The sequence below is a fragment of the Corynebacterium tapiri genome, from assembly GCF_006334925.1.
Taxonomy (GTDB): domain Bacteria; phylum Actinomycetota; class Actinomycetes; order Mycobacteriales; family Mycobacteriaceae; genus Corynebacterium; species Corynebacterium tapiri.
In genome coordinates this window covers 64,127-86,359 of record NZ_VDHJ01000001.1, presented here as the reverse complement: position 1 = coordinate 86,359, position 22,233 = coordinate 64,127, and the positions used below count along the sequence as shown (strand labels likewise).

At 62.6% G+C, this 22,233-nt stretch carries 21 protein-coding genes; 6 read left to right on the top strand and 15 right to left on the bottom strand.

The genetic code is table 11. The annotated features are described in order from the left end of the window. Positions 1-1,140, top strand: a complete 1,140-nt coding sequence (locus FHE74_RS00445; RefSeq protein ID WP_139464453.1) for a glycosyltransferase family 4 protein — start codon at positions 1-3, stop codon at positions 1,138-1,140. On the opposite strand, the gene FHE74_RS00440 is transcribed toward FHE74_RS00445, so the two are convergent. Beyond that, positions 1,137-1,796 (bottom strand): hypothetical protein, encoded by a 660-nt coding sequence (locus FHE74_RS00440; protein WP_139464452.1) that lies wholly within the window; start codon positions 1,794-1,796, stop codon positions 1,137-1,139. The genes FHE74_RS00445 and FHE74_RS00440 overlap by 4 nt on opposite strands. Before the next feature lie 89 nt (positions 1,797-1,885). Here FHE74_RS00440 and FHE74_RS00435 point away from each other — a divergent pair, with 89 nt between their 5' ends. Then, positions 1,886-3,115, top strand: a complete 1,230-nt coding sequence (locus FHE74_RS00435; RefSeq protein WP_139464451.1) for a DUF6882 domain-containing protein — start codon at positions 1,886-1,888, stop codon at positions 3,113-3,115. Here FHE74_RS00435 and FHE74_RS00430 read toward each other — a convergent pair. Beyond that, positions 3,066-4,070: a 3-hydroxyisobutyryl-CoA hydrolase gene (locus FHE74_RS00430; RefSeq protein ID WP_139464450.1), complete on the bottom strand. Its 1,005-nt coding sequence runs from the start codon at positions 4,068-4,070 to the stop codon at positions 3,066-3,068. The genes FHE74_RS00435 and FHE74_RS00430 overlap by 50 nt on opposite strands. A gap of 46 nt (positions 4,071-4,116) precedes the next feature. Here FHE74_RS00430 and FHE74_RS00425 point away from each other — a divergent pair, with 46 nt between their 5' ends. Next, complete coding sequence (locus FHE74_RS00425) at positions 4,117-4,893, top strand: HAD family hydrolase (protein ID WP_281279375.1); 777 nt, start codon at positions 4,117-4,119, stop codon at positions 4,891-4,893. On the opposite strand, the gene FHE74_RS00420 is transcribed toward FHE74_RS00425, so the two are convergent. Together FHE74_RS00420 and FHE74_RS00415 are read right to left on the bottom strand one after the other, a co-directional pair. Beyond that, positions 4,890-5,216: a putative quinol monooxygenase gene (locus tag FHE74_RS00420; protein ID WP_139464449.1), complete on the bottom strand. Its 327-nt coding sequence runs from the start codon at positions 5,214-5,216 to the stop codon at positions 4,890-4,892. The two genes, FHE74_RS00425 and FHE74_RS00420, sit on opposite strands and share 4 nt — an antisense overlap. An 18-nt stretch (positions 5,217-5,234) precedes the next feature. Beyond that, positions 5,235-7,046 (bottom strand): ABC-F family ATP-binding cassette domain-containing protein, encoded by a 1,812-nt coding sequence (locus tag FHE74_RS00415; protein WP_139464448.1) that lies wholly within the window; start codon positions 7,044-7,046, stop codon positions 5,235-5,237. 86 nt (positions 7,047-7,132) lie between these two features. Here FHE74_RS00415 and FHE74_RS00410 point away from each other — a divergent pair, with 86 nt between their 5' ends. Continuing rightward, the gene (locus FHE74_RS00410; RefSeq protein WP_139464447.1) at positions 7,133-8,386 is read left to right on the top strand and encodes a hypothetical protein; all 1,254 of its coding nucleotides are present in this window, start codon (positions 7,133-7,135) and stop codon (positions 8,384-8,386) included. On the opposite strand, the gene FHE74_RS00405 is transcribed toward FHE74_RS00410, so the two are convergent. The 5 genes from FHE74_RS00405 to FHE74_RS00385 form a co-directional block, all read right to left on the bottom strand. Beyond that, a complete protein-coding gene (locus FHE74_RS00405; protein WP_139464446.1) occupies positions 8,383-9,273 on the bottom strand; it encodes a 4-(cytidine 5'-diphospho)-2-C-methyl-D-erythritol kinase in 891 nt (296 codons plus the stop codon). The genes FHE74_RS00410 and FHE74_RS00405 overlap by 4 nt on opposite strands. After that, entirely contained in the window at positions 9,270-10,106 is an 837-nt protein-coding gene (rsmA, locus tag FHE74_RS00400; RefSeq protein ID WP_139464445.1) for a 16S rRNA (adenine(1518)-N(6)/adenine(1519)-N(6))-dimethyltransferase RsmA, read from the bottom strand. Before rsmA ends, FHE74_RS00405 begins: the two co-directional genes overlap by 4 nt. A gap of 36 nt (positions 10,107-10,142) precedes the next feature. After that, positions 10,143-10,682, bottom strand: a complete 540-nt coding sequence (locus tag FHE74_RS00395; RefSeq protein WP_139464444.1) for a type 1 glutamine amidotransferase domain-containing protein — start codon at positions 10,680-10,682, stop codon at positions 10,143-10,145. Positions 10,683-10,812: 130 nt separating this feature from the next. Continuing rightward, entirely contained in the window at positions 10,813-11,964 is a 1,152-nt protein-coding gene (locus FHE74_RS00390; RefSeq protein ID WP_139464443.1) for a resuscitation-promoting factor, read from the bottom strand. Positions 11,965-12,125: 161 nt separating this feature from the next. Then, a complete protein-coding gene (locus tag FHE74_RS00385; RefSeq protein WP_139464442.1) occupies positions 12,126-12,977 on the bottom strand; it encodes a TatD family hydrolase in 852 nt (283 codons plus the stop codon). A 30-nt stretch (positions 12,978-13,007) separates the two neighbouring features. Between FHE74_RS00385 and FHE74_RS00380 the strand changes: the two genes are divergently transcribed. Beyond that, complete coding sequence (locus FHE74_RS00380; RefSeq protein ID WP_139464441.1) at positions 13,008-13,508, top strand: GNAT family N-acetyltransferase; 501 nt, start codon at positions 13,008-13,010, stop codon at positions 13,506-13,508. Here FHE74_RS00380 and FHE74_RS00375 read toward each other — a convergent pair. From FHE74_RS00375 to rsmI, 4 genes are all read right to left on the bottom strand, one after another. Continuing rightward, positions 13,505-14,725 (bottom strand): MFS transporter, encoded by a 1,221-nt coding sequence (locus tag FHE74_RS00375; RefSeq protein ID WP_139464440.1) that lies wholly within the window; start codon positions 14,723-14,725, stop codon positions 13,505-13,507. The genes FHE74_RS00380 and FHE74_RS00375 overlap by 4 nt on opposite strands. Beyond that, entirely contained in the window at positions 14,725-16,554 is a 1,830-nt protein-coding gene (gene metG / locus FHE74_RS00370) for a methionine--tRNA ligase (protein ID WP_139464439.1), read from the bottom strand. Before metG ends, FHE74_RS00375 begins: the two co-directional genes overlap by 1 nt. Positions 16,555-16,662: 108 nt before the next feature. After that, complete coding sequence (locus FHE74_RS00365) at positions 16,663-18,486, bottom strand: BCCT family transporter (protein WP_218973311.1); 1,824 nt, start codon at positions 18,484-18,486, stop codon at positions 16,663-16,665. 158 nt (positions 18,487-18,644) lie between these two features. After that, positions 18,645-19,499, bottom strand: a complete 855-nt coding sequence (gene rsmI / locus FHE74_RS00360; protein WP_139464438.1) for a 16S rRNA (cytidine(1402)-2'-O)-methyltransferase — start codon at positions 19,497-19,499, stop codon at positions 18,645-18,647. Between the two features lie 32 nt (positions 19,500-19,531). Here rsmI and FHE74_RS00355 point away from each other — a divergent pair, with 32 nt between their 5' ends. After that, the gene (locus tag FHE74_RS00355; RefSeq protein WP_139464437.1) at positions 19,532-21,139 is read left to right on the top strand and encodes a dolichyl-phosphate-mannose--protein mannosyltransferase; all 1,608 of its coding nucleotides are present in this window, start codon (positions 19,532-19,534) and stop codon (positions 21,137-21,139) included. Here the strand turns inward: FHE74_RS00355 and FHE74_RS00350 are convergent. Further along, positions 21,136-21,816, bottom strand: a complete 681-nt coding sequence (locus FHE74_RS00350; protein ID WP_180339631.1) for a zf-HC2 domain-containing protein — start codon at positions 21,814-21,816, stop codon at positions 21,136-21,138. The genes FHE74_RS00355 and FHE74_RS00350 overlap by 4 nt on opposite strands. Further along, positions 21,809-22,216 (bottom strand): DoxX family protein, encoded by a 408-nt coding sequence (locus tag FHE74_RS00345; RefSeq protein ID WP_139464435.1) that lies wholly within the window; start codon positions 22,214-22,216, stop codon positions 21,809-21,811. The genes FHE74_RS00350 and FHE74_RS00345 overlap by 8 nt, the downstream gene beginning before the upstream one ends. Positions 22,217-22,233: the final 17 nt, after the last annotated feature.

Here is a 22,233-nt window from a genome sequence, read left to right as displayed (position 1 = left end):
ATGCGCATTTCCATGTTCACCGAGGTCTTTTTGCCCAAGATCGACGGTGTGGTCACTCGTGTCACTCGCACCCTGGAGCAGCTGAGTGACCTAGGGCATGAGGTCCAGCTGTTCGCGCCCGGCAACCCTCCTGCCGAGTACGCCGGGTGTGAGGTCGTGGCGGTTCCCGGTTTGTCTTTCAAACCCGTCTACCCGGAAATCACGGTGGGAATCCCCTCCCCCAAGATCAACCGGGAGCTCAAGCGCTTCAACCCGGATGTGGTGCATGCGGTCAATCCGGTCGCGTTGGCCGCCTATGGTTCCATCATCGCGCGTCAGCAGGGCCGCCCCCTGCTGGGCAGCTTCCACACCAACGTGCCCGACTACACGGAGAGTCTGCGCATCGGGTGGCTGCGTCAGCCCGCCGCCTCCTGGATCCGTATGGTGCACAACATGGCGGCGGTGAACCTGTGCACTTCTGGCCCCATGGTGGATAAGGCAATCGACCAGGGAATCCGCAACGTGGAGTTGTGGCCCAAGGCGGTGGATACACAGTCGTACCGTCCTGATCGTTTCAGCCCCGCCATGCGCGAGCGCCTAACAGACGGGCACCCCGAGGCTCCGCTGGTGGTGTACGTGGGCCGCATGTCCTTGGAAAAGGACTTAGACCAACTCGCCCCGATCATGCGCGCAGTCCGCGAGCAGGTCCCCGGCGCGCGCTTGGCCATGGTGGGTTCGGGCCCAGCCATCGACGAGCTCAAGCAACTAATGGACCCGGCCTTCACCACCTTCACCGGCTACATGTCCGGCTCGGAGTTGGCCGAGGCCTTCGCCTCCGGCGACGTGTTCGCCTTCCCCTCTACCACGGAGACCCTGGGTCTGGTTGCGCTGGAATCGTTCGCCTCCGGGGTTCCCGTCGTTGGGGCGCGTGCTGGCGGCATCCCCTTCGTCATCGACGACTCCCGCACGGGGTATCTCGTCGAGCCGGGTGACACCGCTACCTGGGCTGATCGCATCTCTCAGGTGCTTCTCGACGCCTCCCTGCGCTCTTCATTGGGCACTGCAGCCCGTGCCGAGGCCGAACGCCATGGGTGGCGCGCTGCTACGGAGCGCGTCGTGGACTTCTACGAGTTGGCCATTGAGGGCAGCCCCCGGCGCTAAAGGTGGGCGATGCCCAGCCCCACCAAAAAGGTAGCGACCACGTAGCCACCGACCTTGCTCACAGTTGCCGGGTTATTACGCGCCCAGGTAAAGGCCTGGCCCACCTGGGAATGTGGTTTGCGGCGCACGTAGCCGACGCCGATGGCCACTGCGGTAGGCAGGCTGAGTGCTACCGATGCGTACGCGAACATTCCGCCGTAGCGCACCAGGTTGGAGAAATCGCCTCCGGCAAGAACCGCGATGCCACCAAAGAACGGCACCGAGGTGATGGACTGGACCAGGCCCAGGACCATGCCGGTAAAGAACGTCTTGGCGGTGGGTTGCTGCAAGGGCTCCAGCAGGCGCTGCACCAGCGGCGAGGGTTCTCCTGTGGGCCGCGAACGCAGAGTCAACAAGGCGGTGACAACACCGAGTGCGATGAGCACCATGCCAAAGATGGGAGATTCGAGTGTGCGTCGAACCACCGCTGCCAGCCCCACAAAGATGCGCATGGTGATCAGCGAGAGTACGAAGACCCCCATCCAGTCTCCGGCGATCAGCAGCGGTGTGACCTTTTTGTATTGGCCCCGCGGCAGCATGATGCCCACGCCCACGATCACGGCGATGAGCAGGGCGTTGATGGAATCGGCAAAGGCGAAAGTTGCTGCGGCAAACATTAGTAACCAACATTAGCGCCTTCCTGGCCCCATCCTGTTGTGTGCGTCCGGGCCTTCTGACATCGCCAGACTGCGTTACGTTAGGGCACATGGATCTTTCACCACCTGCCACGCTTGCTGATGTCATTGCTGATGGCCTCATCGAGCAGGCAGGGTACGACCTCACTTTCCCGCCCGCGACCAAGACGGAGATCGTGGCGCTGGCCGCGGATCCCCATATGCTCGATGCCCCGGCCGTCCTGCGCATCTTCCCGGGCAATAGGAAGTTCAACGCCACCCGCATCGCCCGCATCGTTCGCGGAGAGTGGGAGTGGCTGGCAAGTCGAACCGAGACGGTGAACATCCCGCAGTTTTTAGGCCCACAGGTGCCCAGCGAGGAGCTGTTGTACGCCGCACGAACGCTCTACGCCAACGCTCCGGTGGTCCTGGTTCCGTGCTCAGCCGAGGAAATGTTGGTCTTCGTTCTGGATGCCCACGGCGGCCAGCCGCCGTTGAAAGATGCACTTCTTACCGGACTGCCCCGCATAGAAGCTGGCTTTGCTCGGCGTGCGCTGCGCGCAACCGCGGCGTTTCGGGGCCTGGGTATCCATGAGGACGCCTACGCAGTGGAATTCTCCTCCGGTGATCGGGTGGAACTGGAAAACGACCTCCCCGTCAGCCTGGGTCCTAGTCAGCACCGGTTTGCAGACATGCGCTCGGATGGCAGCTACCTCGCCGCTGAGCACCAGCTCCTGTTTGACGGGGTGTTTCCCCGTCCAGACGTCCACGTCGATGCTCAGCAGGCGCGTGCCCGCCTCACGCCTGCGCATGGTTCGCCGGTGCTCGCGGGCGCGCAGATCGTGGCGGTGATCAGCGGCTCGACCTGGCAATGGGCGTGGGCACACCCCCAGCTCGCACCCCACCCTTGTGCGCAGGTGGCGCATGCGCTGCGACAGTTCGGTCAGGCCTACGGCATCATCCCGCTGCTGACTCCGCGTATGCCCGCCCAACGCGCTCACGACATAGGCTTGCTAACCGCACTCAAACCGGTGGCGGGCCTCTACGCTCACGGGATAGCTCCCCTCGGCGCAGATAACGCCGTCACGCTACTTCAGCATCCGGCTCTGATTCTGCCGCCCCCTACGGAAGCCGCCATAGTGGCGACGTTGAAGTCGTCGGTGGACAGTGGCGTCGATACGCAGCGGGCCATTGCGACGTACGCCCGTGCGCGCGGGATCACCACGCATGGCACCCACCTCGTCGCCCCGGACACGGGGCGACTCATTGAGGTCACTCCTGGTCAGGGCGGGCCGAGCGTAAGAGTGCTCGATACGCATTAGCGTCGCCGACCGGCCCAAAGTGCGGCGAGCGGTCCTTGTCCACGAGCACTGCGCGCACACCTTCGATGAAGTCGGGCTCGCGCCGCATTCGTTCTCCCAGCACGCGCTCGTTTTCCAACGCCTGCTCCAGGCTCACGGAGTAGTTCGCGGCAAGCAGCTCGGTGATCGCCACGAGTGCCGACGGGCTGGCGCTGGCTAGCAGCTCGCGGGTGAATTCCACGAAGTCGACATCATTGCTGGCCTCGAGAGCCGCGGAGATCTCCTCCCACGTATCAAAGCCAAAGGTCTTGTCGATCTGCTCGCGGAATCGCTCCAGCGGAGAATTCCCCACCGTCTCACGCGGCAGGCCCTCCAGTGCTGCGACACCGCGCTCGACCACGTCTGCCAGTTCCACGGTGCCGACGTGCGTAGCCAGCCCCGTGTAGACCAGGTCAGCGATGTTGAGCCGGTAGCCGGTCAGAGAGATAAAACGGCCGATCGCCTTCCCCGAGGGCAGGTGCTGCAGGGTGTGCGACATTCCCACGTCGGTGACGTAACCGATCGCGGCCTCCGGCATGGCTGCAATCGTGTTCGGGCTCATCACGCGGTGGGAACCGTGAATGCTGATTCCCATCCCACCGCCCATGAGAACGCCGTCGATAAGCGCGATATACGGCTTGGGATATTCGGCGATAAGCAGGTTGAGGGCGTATTCCTCCGCGAAGAAGGCATCCACCTCATCTTCATGTCCGTCGAGGATTTCTTGGCGAGCCCCGCGGACATCGCCACCCGCGCAGAATCCGCGCTCGGCCGCTGTCACCACCACGTGTGTGATGGCCGGATCCTCTCGCCATTGTTCAAGCTGGGCCTTGATGGCAGTCACCATGTCGGGTGAAAGTGAATTCAATGCCCGCGGGCGAGTCAGCTCGATGACTCCGGTAGTGTTTCGCACTGATAGGGCCACGTTTTCCGTCATGGCCCCAGTGTTACACATCACAGTCCCGATGCGCCGGAGGTTTTTCGTGCGAATTGTTGCACTCGACATGGATGGAACGCTTCTCGACGCCGCTGGCGCCATTCCACCAGGCTTTTGGGACGTAAAGCGCCGAGCCGAAGAGCGCGGGTGGATCATCGCCCCAGCATCCGGGCGACAGCTGGCCACCCTGGAGAACACCTTTGCCGCCGAGCCTCCGCGCGCTTTCATCGCGGAGAACGGCACAGTGGTCAGCATCGGCGGTGAGATTGTCTCCACCACGACCGTGCCCGCAGCAGAGGTTTCCGCAGCACTTGCCCGGGCCACGCAGATCGAGGCCGCCGTCGTTGTGTGCTCTCCCACGGTGGCGTTTATTCAGCGTGGGTTGCCTGCTAGCACTCGCGCGGAGATCGACAAGTACTACCACAGCGTCGAGGAAGTCGACGATGTTTATGCCTGCAGCCCGGAGGGTGTGATCAAGCTGGCGTTCTTCGGCGAGGCAGAGGCCGTGATCGCTCCTGCGCTGCGCGAGTGCGTTGACCAGGCCACGGTCGTGGTGTCCGGTGCGCAGTGGGTGGACATCATGCACCCAGAGGCCAACAAAGGCGTGGCGTTGCACCAGCTCGCCGTGGCGCTCGATTTCGACCTCGCAGATACCGTCGCGTTCGGCGATTACCTCAATGACTATGAGCTCCTTCGAACTGCCGGCACTGCCTATGCCATGGAGAACGCCCACCCGCAGCTAAAAGAAATCGCCGACGCGATTGCGCCGGCGAACACCGAATACGGTGTGGTGACAGAGCTGAACAAGCTCTTGGAGGACTAGTTCTCCACGCTGAACTCGGCCATGCGGTCCCACTCGGTCTTGCCCTCGATGAGGGTGTTGATGATCTCCGGGGTCTCCAGCAGAATCTGCGGGAACAGCTCGGTGGCGTCCTTGAAGTGCTGGGAGTTCACATGGGCCTCGGCGGCATCGTCCTGGAACGCCTCAGCCAGGTAGTAGACGTTCTCGTCCTCGGTGGAGCGGTACCAGTCGAAGAAGATGTTGCCCTCTTCCTCGCGGGTCTTACGGGTGAACTCGGCGACGTCATCCATGAAGGTGTTGACGTTTTCGGGCTTGGGACGGAATTTCACGTTGATAAGGATCATGTGCTCGATCCTAACCCCTTAGGCCTCCAGCTCTTCGCCCAGTTCCAACCACTCCATTTCTAGCTCCTCGCGCTCAGCTTGGGCCTGGCGCAGGGCCGCGTCGGCGTCTGCCAGTGCACCCACATCGGGCGTGCCGGTGGCTGCCAACTCAGCGAGCTTCGCCTCGTGCCTTGCAATCGCAGTGTCTACCTTGGCGATCTTCCTCTCCAGCGCGTTCATCTTCTTGGTGATCTCGCGTTCTTGCTGGCTCGTGAGCTTCTTCTCGGGCGCAGCTGCGGCAGGCGCAGACGACTTCTCCTCGCCCAGGTTTAACACTCCGGTATCTTGGCCCAACTCGGCACGACGCTGGAGGTACTGGCTGATTCCTCCCGGGAGATTCGTAAGCTTTCCATCACCGAAGAGGGCATAGGTGGAGTCAGCAATGCGCTCGATGAGGTAGCGGTCGTGGGAGATCACCACCAGGGTGCCCGGCCACGAGTCGAGCAGCGACTCCAGCTCCTGGAGAGTGTCAATATCCAGGTCGTTGGTGGGCTCGTCGAGAAGCAGCAGATTCGGCTCGGCCATGAGAACGCGCGTGAGCTGCAGACGGCGGCGCTCACCACCGGAGAGATCCCGAATGAAGGTGCGCTGCCGTTTCGCGCTGAACCCGAGGCGCTCGGCGAGCTGGGAGGCGGACAGTTCCTTCTTTCCCAGAGTGACATAGGTGGCTACGTCCTCGACGGCGTCGATAAGCCGCCGATCCTGGTCCAGATCGTCGAGCTCCTGGCGCAACCATCCCAAGCGGACGGTGCGCCCCTCGATACGGCGACCGGCATCTAGGGGGTGCTCCCCCGCCAATGTCCGCAGCAGCGTCGTTTTGCCCGATCCATTGACTCCGACCAAGCCGATGCGCTCGCCCGGCGCGAGGCGCCAGGTCAGGCCCGATACGAGCTCTCGCCCGTCTGGAGAGCTGATGGTCGCATCCTCGAGCTCGACCACCACGTTGCCCTGCCGCTGCTTGGAAAATGCCATGAGCTCGACGGTGTCGCGGGGAGCTGGCACGTCGGCGATCAGCGCCTCGGCTGCCTCGATGCGATAGCGCGGTTTCGACGTCCGAGCCGGCGCACCGCGCCGCAACCACGCCAGCTCCTTACGAGCCAGGTTCTGGCGACGCTGCTCCATCGCGTCTGCCTGTCGAGCCCGTTCCGCTCGTGCAAAGGTCCAGTCGTTGTATCCGCCCTCGTAGAAGTCGACACGCCCGTCGTGGACCTCCCAGGTCTTGGTGGCCACGGTGTCCAAGAACCAGCGATCGTGGGTAACCACCACGATGGCAAGCTTGCGGCTCAGCAGATGGTCCGCCAGCCACTGCACACCCTCCACGTCAAGGTGGTTCGTCGGCTCGTCCAAAACGATGAGATCGAGGTCCTGCACGAGTGCGGCAGCCAGGCTCACGCGCCGGCGCTCTCCGCCCGAGAGCTGCGACACCGTGGTATCTAGCCCGAGCTCGGCAACTCCGAGACCAGCCAGGACGTCACGCACGCGGGCGTTCGAGGCCCACTCGTAACGCTCCAGCCCCAGCGGTGCCACCACGACATCGAGGATCGTCTGCGCGGGGTCTACGTCCGTGCTTTGCGAGACCACCGCCATGCGCAGAGAGGAGGTGTGCGACACACGCCCGGCATCCGGCTCCTGCTGCCCCGTGAGCACCTTGAGCAGCGTGGACTTGCCTCCACCATTGAGGCCCACCACTCCGATGCGATCACCGGATTGAATGCCCAGGCTGACACCGTCGAGGAGAGTCTTGAGGCCATAGGAAAGCGTGACGTTTTCCAGGTTGATCAGATTTGCCATGATGCCCCTCAGTCTAAGTGCTGGCTCCGCGCTCTTTTAATTGCGCTCAGGCAACGATTTAACACGGTCTGTTACTGTCGACCTTTATGAAAAAGATTGTCACTTTCACCGCGCTCGCTGTCAGCGCGCTGACCATCGCGTCCTGCCAATCCACCAGTGATTCCGCTGCACCCACCTCCAGCAACTCCAGTGCCGCTGAGACCACAGCGGCCTCCTCAACCGAGGAGAAGGAGGTCTCCACCCTCACTCCGCGTGTCACCCTGAGTCACGACGGTGGCATCGTCACCCTCAATGCCATCAACGGCGAGATTATCTCCCAGGTCAATGAACCTGGTTTCTACCGCTTAAACCAGGCCGGTGATGGTCGCCACCTGATGGTGACTCATGGCGATGAGTTCGCGGTCTACGACTCTGGCAACCACGCCAAGGAACACGGCGACCACTACCACTACTACGAGTCGCAGCCACATCTGACTGACGCAACATACCCGGCAGAACATGCGGGGCACGTCGTCCACCACGACGACCTCACGGCCCTGTTCGCCGATGGATCCGGCGATATCACCGTGGTCAAGACCGAGGACATCGCAAACCCGGATGCAGACAAGCGCACCATCTCCACCGGTGAACCCCACCATGGTGTCGCCGTCCCGCTCGAGGATGGCTCGATCGTCCACACCGTGGGCACTGAGGATGAGCGCCACACCATCCGCCACGTCTCCGCGGACGGTAAGACGCTGGCAGAAACCACCGACTGCCCCGGCATCCATGGCGAGGCCGTGGCAGAAGGCGAGGCCCTGGTCTTCGGCTGCACCAACGGACCCGTCGTTTTTTCTGACGGTGAGTTCCACAAGATCCCGGCCGAGGGCTACCAGCGCAGCGGCAACCTCGCAGGCTCCGAGGAGTCGCCGATCGTCCTGGGTGACAACAAGGTGGACAAGGACGCCAAACACGAGCACCCCGAGTCGGTCCTGCTGATCAACTCCGCAGACAAGACCGCCAAGAAGGTCGACCTGGGCGCAACCTACTGGTTCCGTTCCCTGGGCCGTGGCCCCGAGGGTGAGGCCCTGGTGCTGACCAACGACGGCAAGCTCGTGGTCATCGATGAGGAAACCGGTGAGATCACCAACCGCATCGACGCCATCCAGCCTTGGGAGGAGAAGGAAGAGTGGCAGCAGCCGGGACCGATCCTGAAGGTGTCCGGCTCTGATGCCTACATCACCGACGCTGAGAACAACGAGCTGGTCGTAGTCGACCTGAAGAAGGGCGAGGTCTCCCTGCGCCACAAGCTCGACTTCTCCCCGGTGGAGATGGAGATCTCTACCGGCAAGAACGACTAGTTTTCGAGCTGCGCTCCCGGCACCGGGCCTCCGGCAGTGATGCCGAAGGTTCCTGATGTCTCTGACGTCACTGCACCGATTACCTCGCGTGCGGTGGCGTCGTTTTCACATAGGAAAGCCACTGTGGGGCCAGATCCGGAAACCATTGCTCGCAGCGCACCCGCTTGGTGACCAATGCGCATGATCGTTCGTAGCTCGGGCCGCAGGCTGCAGGCTGCCGCCTGCAAGTCATTGCTCATAGCCTGAGCCAGTGCCTGCTGGTCACCGGCAGCCAGCGCCTGGGCAACAGCGGAGTAATCCAGGCTGCTGGTCGCGCGCCCATCCAGCCGCAACCGATCCCACGTCTGGAACACCTCGGGCGTGGACAAGCCACGGTGAGACATCACAAATGCCCACGTGTACTCGCCTCGCTGAATGAGGGAGGTCAGCTCGTCTCCCCTACCGCGACCCAAGGCAGTACTGCCGTGCAAGCAGAAAGGCACATCCGCGCCCAACTGAGCGGCTAACTCGTGCAAGCGCTGCTGGCTCAGATCCGCGGCGAAGAATGCGTTGGCGGCCACCAGAGCGGCTGCGGCATCCGCAGATCCACCGGCCATCCCGCCAGCCACGGGAACCTCTTTGGTGATTGAGACTTCCACCTCTGGCACCACGTCAATCTCTTGGGCCACCAGCTCAACTGCTCGCCATGCCAAGTTGGAGGTATCCAGAGGGGTGAGGTGCCCATAACGTCCACCGGCGTTAATTACCTGCGGACGCCCAGCAGTGATCTCCACGGTTTCCCGCAGAGACACCGCCTGGAAAATAGTGACCAGCTCGTGGTAACCATCAGCGCGGACGTCTCCGCACCCGAGGAAGAGGTTGACCTTTCCTGGTGCGCTCGCCTTCATCGAGCCAGCCTCACGTAGTCGTCAACGCTCAGGCGCTCACCGCGCAGCTTAGGGTCGATGCCAGCTGCTACGAGTGCATCCTCAGCGGCCTGGCCTGAGCCATAATGGCCCGACAGGGCTGCTCGCAGGGTTTTGCGACGCTGGGCAAAGGCGGCGTCGATAAGCGCGAAAACCTCGGGTCGTACTGCGTGATCGAATCGATCGCGACGATCGATACGCACCAGCTTGGAATCCACGTTGGGCTCGGGCCAGAAAACGCGGCGGCCGATGTTTCCGGCCAGGCGGACGTCGCCGTAGAAGTCGGCCTTCACGCTTGGCACGCCATAGATCTTGGACCCGGGCTGCGCCGCGAGGCGATCCGCAACCTCGGCCTGCACCATCACAAGCACCCGCTCGATGGAGGGGAAGATCTCCAGAAAGTGCAGGAGCACGGGAACGGAGACGTTATACGGGAGGTTGGCCACCAAAGCCGTCGGGGATTCGACGTCTGTGGCAGTCACTTGGAGGGCGTCCTTATTCACCACGGTCAGATCACCGAAGGGTGCTCGTTGGGCCACGGTTTCCGGTAGCTCCGCGGCAAGGCGGGGATCGATTTCTACCGCGGTGACCCGCTGGGCGGTATCGAGCAATGCCACGGTGAGCGAACCCAGGCCAGGGCCGATCTCTACGACGTGGTCAGAGCTGGTGACGTCGCCAGCTGCCACGATGCGGCGCACCGTATTGGGATCGTGCACAAAATTTTGGCCCAGCTTCTTCGTGGGAGAAACGCCGAGCTTATCGGCGAGTTCACGAATTTCCGCTGGGCCAAGGAGGTGGGCTTCCGAGCGCGTCATGCCTTACAAATTACACGCCGGCCCACCGCGAAGGTGCTAGTGCTGCCCTTCCGCGAACTCCTCGACGACCTTCGCGTTGAAGGCCGGGAGATCATCCGGGGTGCGGGAGGAAACGAGCCCCTGATCGCAGTGGCACTCCTCATCAACCCAGGTAGCACCGGCGTTTTCCAGGTCCTTGCGCAGGGAGGGGTACGACGTCAGGGTGCGACCGCTTAGCACCTCAGCATCGGTCAAGATCCACGCGCCGTGGCAGATCACGCCCAGGGGCTTGTCGGCCTGAACGTGAGCCTTCACCAGCGCGACCGCGTCCTTGTCCATGCGGATGTGGTCGGCATTGCCGGTGCCGCCTGGCAGCAGGATGCCGTCGAACTGCTGATCCTTGGCGTCTGCGGAGGAAAGGTCGACGTCGACCTTGGTACCGTTCTTGCCCTCGATGGGTGCGCCGGTCTCGGTGGAAACGATGACGACTTCACCGCCGGCCTCACGTACAGCCTCTGCGGGGCTGGACAGCTCCGAATCCTCAAAGCCGTTGGTGGCTACAACTGCGATGCGCTTTCCCTGCAAGGTCTCGGTCATGGTGACAAAACTCCTTGTTCTTCATCGGGGATCGATGCGTACACCCGCCACCATAGAGACAAAAGACAAACGCGGCATCAGTGCAGTTCAATCAAGCACTCATGCCGCGAAAGCTTAAATCGGAGAGGTCTTAGCGGATACCCAACTTGGAGGTACATGCCGGCCAAGCGCCCCAGCCCTGGGATGCCTGCACCTTCTGGGCAACAGCGATCTGCTGCTCGCGCGACGCCATGTGGGCCGAAGGCGCGTACTGGGTGCCACCGAATGCCGCCCAGGTGGACGGGGTGAACTGCAGGCCGCCAGAGAAACCATTGCCGGTGTTGATGGACCAGTTACCGCCAGCCTCACACTGTGCCAGGGAGTCCCACACCGAGCCGTCGCCGACGGCGGGGGCAGCTGCGCCGGAAGCAGCCGTGACCTGCTGCGGCTTCTTGGTGCCACGAGCAATGGTGGCCGGCTTGGCTGGGTGAATCTCCACCTCGGAGAGCACCTCGGAGCCGGTCTCCTGACCATTGGTGCTGGTAATGCGCTTAACCACGCGGCGCTCACCCGGGGTTCCCGGGGTGAGCACACGCTCCTCGCCCACCTCGGCTTCCGGGTCATCCACGTAGTTAGCCGGAGCGTCGAAGGGAACTGTCTCGACGGCATTGCGCACGTCGACACGCTTGATCTTGATCTCGGTGTTGGCCGTCAGCGGCGTATCCAGGGAGGGGGAAACCTCATCGAAGGAATCCACCGTGACGCCACGGGCGGCAAGGGCCTCGCCGACGGTAGCTGCCGGGATCTCGGTGTAGGTGACCTGGCCACCATCATTGATGGCGATGATCTTGGGGGTGGTGACGTTCACGGTCATGCCCTCGGTCACCGGCGCCTGGGCGTCACCCTCCACGTTGGAGGCCGGGGAAAGCCCGTCTACCTGCCCTACCAGGTCGTTAACGGTAGCCGCGGTCGAGGTGATCTCGCGCGTTGCGCCATCGACGACGAGCGCAACCGGCTTAGCGGTCTGCACGGTGATGGTGTCTCCGTTATGCAGGCCCTCGCTGGGCGCCGGCGAAACCAGGTCGCCGTCCTTGACCTGCACCCCTGCCTTATCCAGGGCACCGGCGACGTCAGAAGAGAAAGTGGACAGAGCCATCTGCTTGCCGTCGTACTCGACGGTGACGTCCTTGTGCGTTCCCGCGGCAACTACTCCACCCAGCGCCAATGCGCCCAGTGCGCTGCCGGCAGCAATGCGGGCAGGGGTGGACGTGCGGGGGTTCATACGTGTGTGCTTTGTGCTCATGAGTGGTGTTGATCCTGTTCGTCAGGGAGACGGCCGGTCACGATCGCCAGTTCTTTGCGTAACAATAAGGTAACAAGCCCCTATTTGCCAAGCTCCTGCCCTGATTAGTGAACAACGTCCAGTCCCATCATTCACATCAGATAACTGGCCTTAACTCTCCTTTACTTGAGTTCGGGGTTTACACCAAAGACCCGATCGAAATTGGCGCTCATGTGAGAGGCGAATTCCCGCACGTCCATTCCCCGTTGTTCGGCCACGCACAGCGCCGTATGCCCGATCAGGCTGGGCTCGTTGCGCGCACCCCGGAACGGCTCTGGGGTCATGTAGGGCGCGTCCGTCTCGATGAGCACCTGCTCGATGGGCGCCAGCGCGGCCGCCTGCCGCATCTCGTCATTGCGCTTGAATGTCACATTGCCGGCGAAGCTCAAGACCCAGCCGCGATCGAGGGCGGCCCGCGCCACGTCCAGAGGAGAGGAGAAGCAGTGCAGCATCACAGTCGTAGGCAAGACACAGTCGTCCAGGATTCGCAGCAGGTGCTCATCCGCCTCGCGGTTGTGAATCATGAGCGCCTTGTCGTGACGGTGCGCTAGCTCGGCGTGCCAGCGCAACGCTTCTTCTTGCTGCTCGAGTGTGGCGGTCTTGTCGGGGTCGTGCTTGATCCAGTAGGTATCCACCCCGGTCTCTCCGATTGCCACGCAACGCGGGTCGGCCGCCATCTCCTCCAAACGGGCGCGAGTAGTCTCATCGAGCTCGTGAGCCCGCGTGGGATGAATGGCGCACGCCGCAAAGACTCGATCATTAGCGTGGGCTGCGTCCAGGGCTGCCTGAGCCTCCTCAATGCCGTCCCCCACCGTGCACATGCGTTCCACGCCGGCTGCCACAGCACGGTCAACGAACTCCTGCACGGAGGCAGCATCATGAGCTCCCGACGAAGCCAGGTGGGTGTGGGCATCAATGAGCCCAGGGATTGTCTCCGCAGGAACCGGGGTGGGGCGCGACTTCTTCTTCGACATGGTTAACCACTGTAACTACCGTGAGGCTTCATGCAGATACGCGAAGCCACTGAGGCTGATGTTCCCAACCTCACCGACATCAACACGTGGGCCGTCGAAGAAACCGTAGCGACCTTTGTGGAGGTTGCTCCCACTGAAGCCGAACGCGCAGAGTGGATGCGTGAGCGACAATCCCGCGGCTGGCCTGTTTTGGTGGCCTACGAGGGTGAAGAGTTTTTGGGATACGCCAGCTACGGGGAGTTCCGTCCGGCATCGGGGTATCGGCACACACTGGAGCATTCGATCTACGTCAGCCCCTCCACCCACGGCAAGGGCGTAGGTACAGCGTTGATGCGTGCGCTTATCGACGCTGCCCAGGCCGACCCCGAAGTATGGGATCTCATCGCCACCGTGGAGGGATCCAACGAGGCCTCTTTGCGCATGCATGAAAAGTTGGGATTTGTTGAGCGAGGCCGGCTGCCGGGCGTTGGCTTTAAGTTCGGCCGCCGCCTGGATCTGGTCTATCTGCAGCTATCGACGGAGAACACTTAGTTGGCGCGTGCCAGTTCGTCGTCGATGTACACCCGCCGGGCAGCCCGAATCCCGACCAGCCCCTGAATCACCGAGGCCAACAAGAGCGCTAGCAACACCGGCGTCCACTGCGGATCCTCCGGGCTATAGACCAGTCCGATGAGCAGCGGACCTAGGGCAGCGATGACGTAGCCGAAGGGCTGCACAAACCCGGATAGTCGCGCCGTCACCTCCGGAGACTTCGAGCGTGCAACGATCAGCGTGAGCGCGGCCGGGAAAGCCCATCCGCCTAGCCCCAGGAACACCGACCACACCAGCGGAGCTGCCGTAGGCGCCAGAATGAGGCCCAGGTAGCCGAAAACTGCGCACGCAGCGATGCCGATCAGGTGTGGCGTCAGCGATTCTGCGCGATCAATGAGCGTGGGCATAACCAGTCCGCCCACGATGCCCAATCCGCCCACTACAGCCAGCGCGGTACTGGCAACGGACTGGCGTGCACCGGCGTCGATAAGAATCTGTGGCAGGTACCCCATCTGCGAGTAGGCGTTCATGGACTGCAGCCCAAAGAACAGCGTGAGAAAAAGCGCGGTGGGAGCTTTCCACAGGGCAACTTGCCTGCGGGGCTGCTCCTTCACTTGCTGTTTCCCGGGGAAGTCAAAGCCCTGGCGCCAGGCGACGAATAGCCACACGATTACCTGCGCCAGGCCAAGGTAAACCCAGAAGAACAGGGCATGCCGCCAGGCCTGCGGGCCGTCGTAAAGCGCAGCACTGAGCGGTCCGAGCGCACCGGAGGCACCGAGCAAGGACCCATTGATCGTCATCAGGGTGACCACGTGTGATCCCCCGTGCAACTTGATCCAGGCCGGCAGGAGCACGTTGGCCAGGGCGATTCCCGCAACCACGAGCGCGGTCAGAGCGATGAACGGCAGCGCGCTGCTTACCCACGGGCGAAAACTGAGGCCAACAAGAACCAGCCCCATCCCCAGAGTGAGGGTCCGCGTCAGTCCCAATCGACGGGCGAGCGGAACCGCAGATAACCCCATGACGGCAAAGAAGGCGCCAGGCATTGCGGTGATTACCCCGGCAAGTCCACCGGCGGCGCCGAAGGCGGCCAGCACATCACCCAGCACGGGGCCTACTGAGGCAATGCCCGCGCGAAGATTCAGCGCGGCAACGATAACCGCAGCAAAAGCCACCCCAGCTGGCAGGGCAGATGAGGTGGAGGCGCGACGTGCCATTAGCTGTTCACGGGAGCCCACTCAGGGCCGGTCTGCCCCAGCTCGGGATCCAGCTTGGCCACCAGCGGCTTGGGCTTAGACAGCGCAGTTCCCGGCTCGACCGAGATGCGCTCCCAGCGCGCCTGCTGCTGGGTGTAGTCGCCGGTAATGATCGGGTAGGTCTGATCCGGGTCAGGCAACCCGACGCCAATCGGGTCGATCGGGGAATCGTCCTTGACCTCGCGGACCTCCGGCATCGCGGCCCACACGCCTTCGCGTCCCAGGGTCTCGTGGACGGCCTGCGCGGTCTTGGGCAGGTAGGGAGTCAGCATGACGTTGCAGTCGCTGACCACCTGCAGCGCAGTCCACAGCACGGTGGCCAGGCGCTCGCGCTGGGACTCGTCCTTGGCCAGCTTCCACGGCTCCATCTCGGCGATGTAGGCATTGGCCTCGCCCACCACGTGCATGGCTGCAGAGATGCCGTTCTTGAACTTGGCCTTGGCCAGATTCTCCCCGACCTCATCCATGGTGCGGCTGGCCAGGTCAAGGATGGCGTTGTCAGCTTCGGTGAGCTCGCCGGGAGTGGGCACCTCACCGAAGTTCTTGTACGCCATGGACACCGTGCGGTTGACCAGGTTTCCCCAACCATTGGCCAACTCGTTGTTGATGCGGCGAACGAACTCATCCCAGGTGAAGTCCGTATCCGTGGTTTCCGGCCCGGCAACTGCGATGAAGTAACGCAGTGCGTCTGCGCCGAACTCCTTCAGGAAGTCCTTGACGTAGATGACCACGCCCTTGGAGGAGGAGAACTTCGAGCCCGACATCGTCAAAAATTCCGACGAGACGACCTCGGTGGGCAGATTCAGCGTGCCGTAGGTGCGCTCGGACTCGCCGGCACTGTATCCGAGCAGCTCAGCCGGCCAGATTTGGGAGTGGAAGGTGATGTTGTCCTTGCCCATGAAGTAGTAACCCGGGGCGTCGGGGTTCTGCCACCAGGCCTTCCAGGCGTCGTCATCGCCGATGCGGTGCGCCCATTCGATGGAGGCAGAGAGGTAGCCCACCACGGCATCGAACCACACGTACAGCTTCTTGGCACCGTTGTCCTGCCAGCCCTCAACCGGGATCGGGATTCCCCAATCGATGTCGCGGGTCATGGCACGCGGGCGCAGGTCCTCCAGGAGATTCAGGGAGAACTTCAGCACGTTCGGGCGCCAATCCGTGCGGGTCTTCAGCCAGTCCCCCAGCATGCCGGCGAGGGATGCAAGATCCAGCAGGAAGTGCTCGGTCTCGATGAACTTCGGCGTCTCGCCGTTGATCTTGGAACGCGGATCGATGAGGTCGGCCGGATCGAGCTGGTTGCCGCAGCTGTCGCACTGATCTCCACGCGCATCGGTCGCCCCACAAATGGGGCACGTACCCTCGATGTAGCGGTCCGGCAGCGTGCGCCCGGTGGAGGGAGAGATCGCACCCAGGGTGGTCTCTTTAATCATGTAGCCGTTTTCGTACAGACCCTTGAAGAGCTCCTGCACGACGGCGTAGTGGTTGCGCGTGGTGGTGCGGGTAAACAGGTCGTAGGACAGCCCCAGGCCGGCAAGATCCTCCACAATCTGCCGGTTGTAACGATCCGCCATCTCCTTGACGGAAACGCCCTCCTTGTCGGCCTGCACCAAAAGCGGCGTTCCGTGCTCATCGGTTCCCGACACCATGAGGACGTCTGCCCCACGCATGCGCTGGTAGCGGGCAAAGACGTCAGAGGGGACGCCAAAACCGGCGACGTGACCGATGTGGCGCGGGCCGTTGGCATACGGCCAGGCCACGCAGACGAGAACGGGCTGGGCTGGAGCAGTCATGCCCACCAGGATAATTGACGCGTAAACGCCACGCGCGTGCAGGGTCTACGGGGCAAAACCCCAGACCCATCTCAGGCACTGCGCGTGGCGTTGACGTGTAAGGCGAGACTACTTCTTGTGCGGAAGCACGTGGCGACGTTGTTCGCGTCGCGCCTGGCGTGCCTCATGCTCACGGTGCAGGCGACGCTCGATGGCCAGCTGACGCTGGAAGCGCTGCTGCTCGCGGTGATCCAGGTAGATCACGTCGTTGCTGAGGTCGCGGTAAATCGCAAACATCAGCAGAATCACGATGAGCAGGAACGGGGTTGCGGCCACAATGGTGACGTTCTGGACAGCGTTGAGTGCGTCGTCGCCACCTGCGACGAGCAAGGTCAGGCCGACCAACGCGGCCAGGACGCCCCAGACCGCGGACAGCCAGGGCGCTGCGGTGGACTGTCCCTGCTGCGACATGGAGCCCATCACGGTGGAGGCAGAATCCGCCGAGGTGATAAAGAAGGTGCCCAGCAGAATCACGGCGATCACACCGGCGATGGCACCACCCGGCATCGTGTGCAGCAGGTTGAACAGCTGCTCCTCCGGGTTGCCGCTGCCGACGATGGACTTGCCATCCTGCTCCAGGGTGATGGCGGTGCCGCCGAAGATGGCGAACCACACGGTAGACAGACCAGACGGAATAAGCATCACACCTAGGCAGAACTCGCGGATGGAGCGACCACGCGAGATGCGCGCCAGGAACATGCCCACGAAGGGGGACCAGGAGATCCACCATGCCCAGTAGAAGATGGTCCAGCCGCTGATCCATTCCGCCGCGGCGCCATCGGCGCTCTCTGCAGTGCGGCCTGCCATGGCAAAGAACTGGCTCAGGTAGGTACCGATGGCACCCGGGATCAGGTTGAGCTGGGTGATGGTCGGACCGAAAACAAAGACAAAGATTGCCAGCAGAGCCGCCAGGACCATGTTGGCGTTGGACAGGTACTGGATGCCCTTGCCCACACCCGAGAGCGCGGAGAGCACGAAGGCCAGGGTGAGAACGGCGACGATGCCGGCGATCAGCCCCATGCCCGGGTTCTGCACAAACCCAGACGCCTCTAGACCGGAGCGGATCTGCAAAGCGCCTAGGCCAAGGGAGCAGGCGGTACCAAAGACAGTGGCAAAGATCGACAGGATGTCGATGATCTTGCCTACCGCGCCGTTAGCGGCCTTCTTGCCGATCAGCGGAGTAAACGCCTGTGAGATCAACTGCGGGCGGCCGATACGGAAGGTGGAGTAAGCGATGGCCAGGCCCACGATCGCGTAAACAGCCCACGGGTGCAGCGTCCAGTGGAACATCGCAGTAGCCATCGAGGCTCCCACGTTGTGTGTTCCTTGGCCTGGGATTCCGTCGGTGTAGAAGGACAGCGGCTCGGACGCACCGTAGAACATCAGACCAATGCCCATGCCGGCGGCGAACATCATGGCCACCCAGGAAATGGTGCGGAACTCCGGCTCCTCATTAATCCCGCCGAGGCGAATGTCACCGAATTTGCTGAAAGCAATGAACAAGACAAACGCGACGAAGATCGTGCCAAACAGGATGAAGGCCCAGCCAACGCTGTTGATCACCCAGTTGAAGGCGCCGGTGGAGAAGTCGCTGAAGCTTGTCGGCGCTCCCAGACCCCACGCCACAACTGCAATGATCAAAAGTGCTGCGGGAATAACGACCGACCAGTCGATCGAAGCGTCCGCGCGCTCGGACGCCAACTCGACCGGCTTGTCTTCCAAGGAGCTATCGATGGCTCCGTGGTTGTCCAGCATCGCGGCCAGCTGGCTCGTTGCAGACACCGTCGGTTCGGGTTGGACATCAGAGTGGACAGAGTGAGAGCCACCGGCGTTCACGTCTTCTGCGCGAGCGTCGGTGGCCTCCTCTTTCTGTGTTGATTTAAAGTCTGCCATGTTGGCCATTGTGGGAAAGTCCTGCGCCTTTTTCCAATTGACGCTGCGCATAGGTGACGTGCCCCTATCCCCTCTTCCGGTGGATTGCCTCAGTCCCCGTTCAGCTACCTGGCAAAACGCCCAGAATGTCACGGAAATATAACAATTTCACACCGGGCTTAGCTTTCTCGGGCAGCCAGCGCAGCGTCGTAAAGCTCGCGCGTGGGAACGGAGTAGGTACCGGCGACCTCCTTGCACGCATCCTTAAGCCGGTATCCCTGATCGACCAGCACGTGGACCTTGGGCACCAGATCCGCCGGGTCCAGCGACTCCGCCTGAGTAGCACCCTCGATGACCACGGTAATTTCTCCGCGCGCGCCCTCCTCGGCCCACTGCGCCAGGTCCCCGAGGCCGCCACGCTTGACCTCCTCGTAGGTTTTGGACAGTTCTCGACACACCGCCGCCCGCCGTTCTGAACCCAGAATCTCTGCGGCGACAGTAAGCGTCTCCGCCAACCGATGCGGCGACTCAAAGAAGCACACCGCCCGCTTCTCCCCCACCAAAGAGCTCAACCATTCCCGGCGTGGGCCCGTCTTACGGGGAGCGAACCCGTCAAAGATGAAGTGGCCGACGTTCAAGCCCGACAACGCCAAGGCGGTGGGTACCGCTGAAGGACCAGGCAAGCAGGTCACCGAAACCCCAGCGTCGTGGGCGGCGTTTACTACTGCCAGGCCCGGGTCGGACACCAACGGCATGCCGGCGTCCGAGACGACGAGGACGACTCCGTGCGCGGCGGCGTCGATAAGCGATTGCACCCGGGAGGCCTCATTGTGATCGAAGTTGGAGATCACCTTGCCTCTTATCTCCACTCCCAAAGCCGTCGCTAGGGACCTGGTACGTCGGGTGTCCTCTGCAGCGATGACGTCCGCCGCCCCCAAAGCAGCCTTCAACCGTTCCGAGGCGTCAGCGACATTGCCTAAGGGAGTGGCAGCGATAATCAGTCCGGAAGAGGGAAGGCTCGGCTGTGCGTTCATAGATACGAGCATGACACACCGCGCGCCCACCCATATACGTAGACTTGCCAGCTGTGATCAGCCTCCGCACCGCACCACGCCACAGTTCTCCCCCGCGCCGTGCTGCTGACCCCACCCGATTCCTTCCGCCCGCTCCTCGCCGGTATCGCTACGGTCGCGCGGACGTGATCTCCACAGCCGTAATCGGTGTCCTCGCCCTGGTGCTGCGCCTCCTAGGACTGGCCAAGCCCACGGCCCAAGGCACCCCAGTCTTTGATGAGAAGCACTACGTCCCGCAGGCCTGGGACATGGTGCGCTCGGCAAGCGACCCGATCCTGGGGGGCATCGAGTCCAACCCCGGCTACGGCCTGGTTGTTCACCCTCCGCTGGGCAAGCAGCTCATCGCGTTCGGTGAAATGCTGTTTGGCTACTCCCCGCTGGGCTGGCGGCTTATGACCGCGATCTTTGGCACCCTCACCGTCCTGGCAATCATGGAGCTGGCGCGCCGCCTTTCGCATTCCTGGCTCGTGGCGCTGTTCGCTGGGATCATCGCGCTTTTCGACGGTGTTCTCCTCGTCGCATCCAAATTCGGCATGTTGGACATCTTCCAGGTGTTCTTCATCGTGGCCGCAGCCCTAGCTTTGGCGCTTGACCACGAACAGATGCGCCACCGCCTCCATGCGGCCTGCGTACACGGGCTATCCATGGGGGCATTGGGCCCACGCCTAGGATTTCGCTGGTGGCGGTTTGCTGCCGGAGTCCTATTGGGGTGCGCCCTAGCGGTGAAGTGGTCGGGCCTGTACTACATCGCGTTCTTTGGACTGATGAGTGTGTTTAGCGACCTCGCACTGCGTCGCAGATACGGTGCCGCCCGCCCGGTACTAGGAGCACTAGCCCGCGACACTCTCCCCGCGCTGGCCTCGCTCGTAGCGGTCCCAGTGGCCGTGTATGCCTGGTCCTGGCGAGCGTGGTTCGCCTCGGAGACGGGGGTCTTTCGCCAAGCCGCAGTAGACGGCTCGATCGAACAGGGCTCGTGGCTGCATGCGTTGCCCGATGCCTTGGCATCCTGGATCTACTACCACCAGTCCGTGCTGGACTTTCATGCTTCCCTGACCAGCTCCGCGGGACATTCTCACCCGTGGGATTCCAAACCTTGGTCCTGGCTGGCGGCTACCCGCCCCATCCTCTACTACTCCTCCACTGACATCCCCTGCGCCAACACCACGTGCCGTTCCATGATCTACCTCTTTGGCACCCCAGCCATCTGGTGGCTGACCGTTCCGGTAGTTGCCTGGGCGCTGTGGAGGCTGGTTATCGGTCGCGATCGGCGGATGCTCATCCCCGTCGTCGCATTCGCCGCCGGATTCCTCCCGTGGCTTGCCGCCTACGATCGCCAAATGTATTTCTTCTATGCCACCGCCCTGGTGCCCTTCACCATCGTTTTGTTGGCCATGGCACTGGGGTCACTGGTGGGGCGCGGGCCCAGACTGGGGATTACCCGTCTGATTGCGCGTGAGCCGGTGATCCTTGGCTCGCTGCTGGTGATTGCCTACCTCAGCTACGTCGTCGCCTCGTTTTTGTACTTCTTGCCGCTGTTCTACGGACTCATCGTTCCCGACTGGTACTTCAACGAGCTGATGTGGCTAGAAAGCTGGCGCTAACTCGGGTTAGCACTCAGCGAGCGCCATGCCTGGCGCAGCTGCACGCCAGCATGGGCGACCCAGGTCCCCACCAGGATAAGTACGGTGACCAGGATCGCAGCCAGGGACAACAGATCGGCCATGGAGATCTCTCCAAGCACAATGTCGCGAACCGTGAAGCCGACCAAAAAAGCCGTCAACGTGGCCGGCACGACGACGAATCCAGGAATAAGGCTAGGCTTCCACGCGCACAGCGCCAGTCCAACGGCCAGCGCAAATCTCAGCCCGGCGGCTTCTACGCTTAACCTGAATAGCTGGGGATCGACCCAATCCTGGGCACGCGCAATATCGTCCGCACCAGCCAGCAATACCAGCGCCCAGCCCAGATAGGCCACAGCAAGGACAGCAACTGTGATGCGTCCGCCAGCAAGCCACGCCAACCGTGGCGAGGTGCGCCGCCGCCACTCTGATTCCACTCCCGCGAGGATCGTGTCGGAGAAGTTTTGCGGGGGCGCCATCCCCGTCGACTGCGGCTCGATGAAAGATAGCTTGTCAGACAAGCTGACCACCCGAGCCTTGTAATCCTGGCATTCCGGGCAGTTGGCCACGTGGGCATCCACGATGTCATCAGGGATGCCGGAAGATTCGCCGTCGAGACGCGCGGACAGAGCCGCCTGGATGCGCTCGTGCTCAATCACGGGTGAGCACCCCGTCCACGCTCGCTCGCCCGGGCCCAAAGACGATGACGATGAGCAGGGCAGCCGCAAGCACAGCAACGAATTCGATCCCGCCATCGCGCACAAAGAACCCGTGGCCGAAGTGAACGAAGTAACCTGCAGATAGCGCCAGGAGCATGAGCAGACCCGCGGCCGCACTCGTCAGCACACCGACGACCAGCATGGACCCGGCGATGAGCTCGACGATCGTGGCTAGCCACGCAGAGATCTGCGGCTGGGGTACGCCGCCCGCGGAGAACTGGCCGGTAGTCTCAACGATTCCGGTGACCAAAATTTTGTCCACGCCGTGCGCGATGAAAACGACGCCTACGACCACACGGACGATCAGCAAGGCTGCGTCTCGTACTGCGGGTGAATCCATGCGCAATAGACTACCTT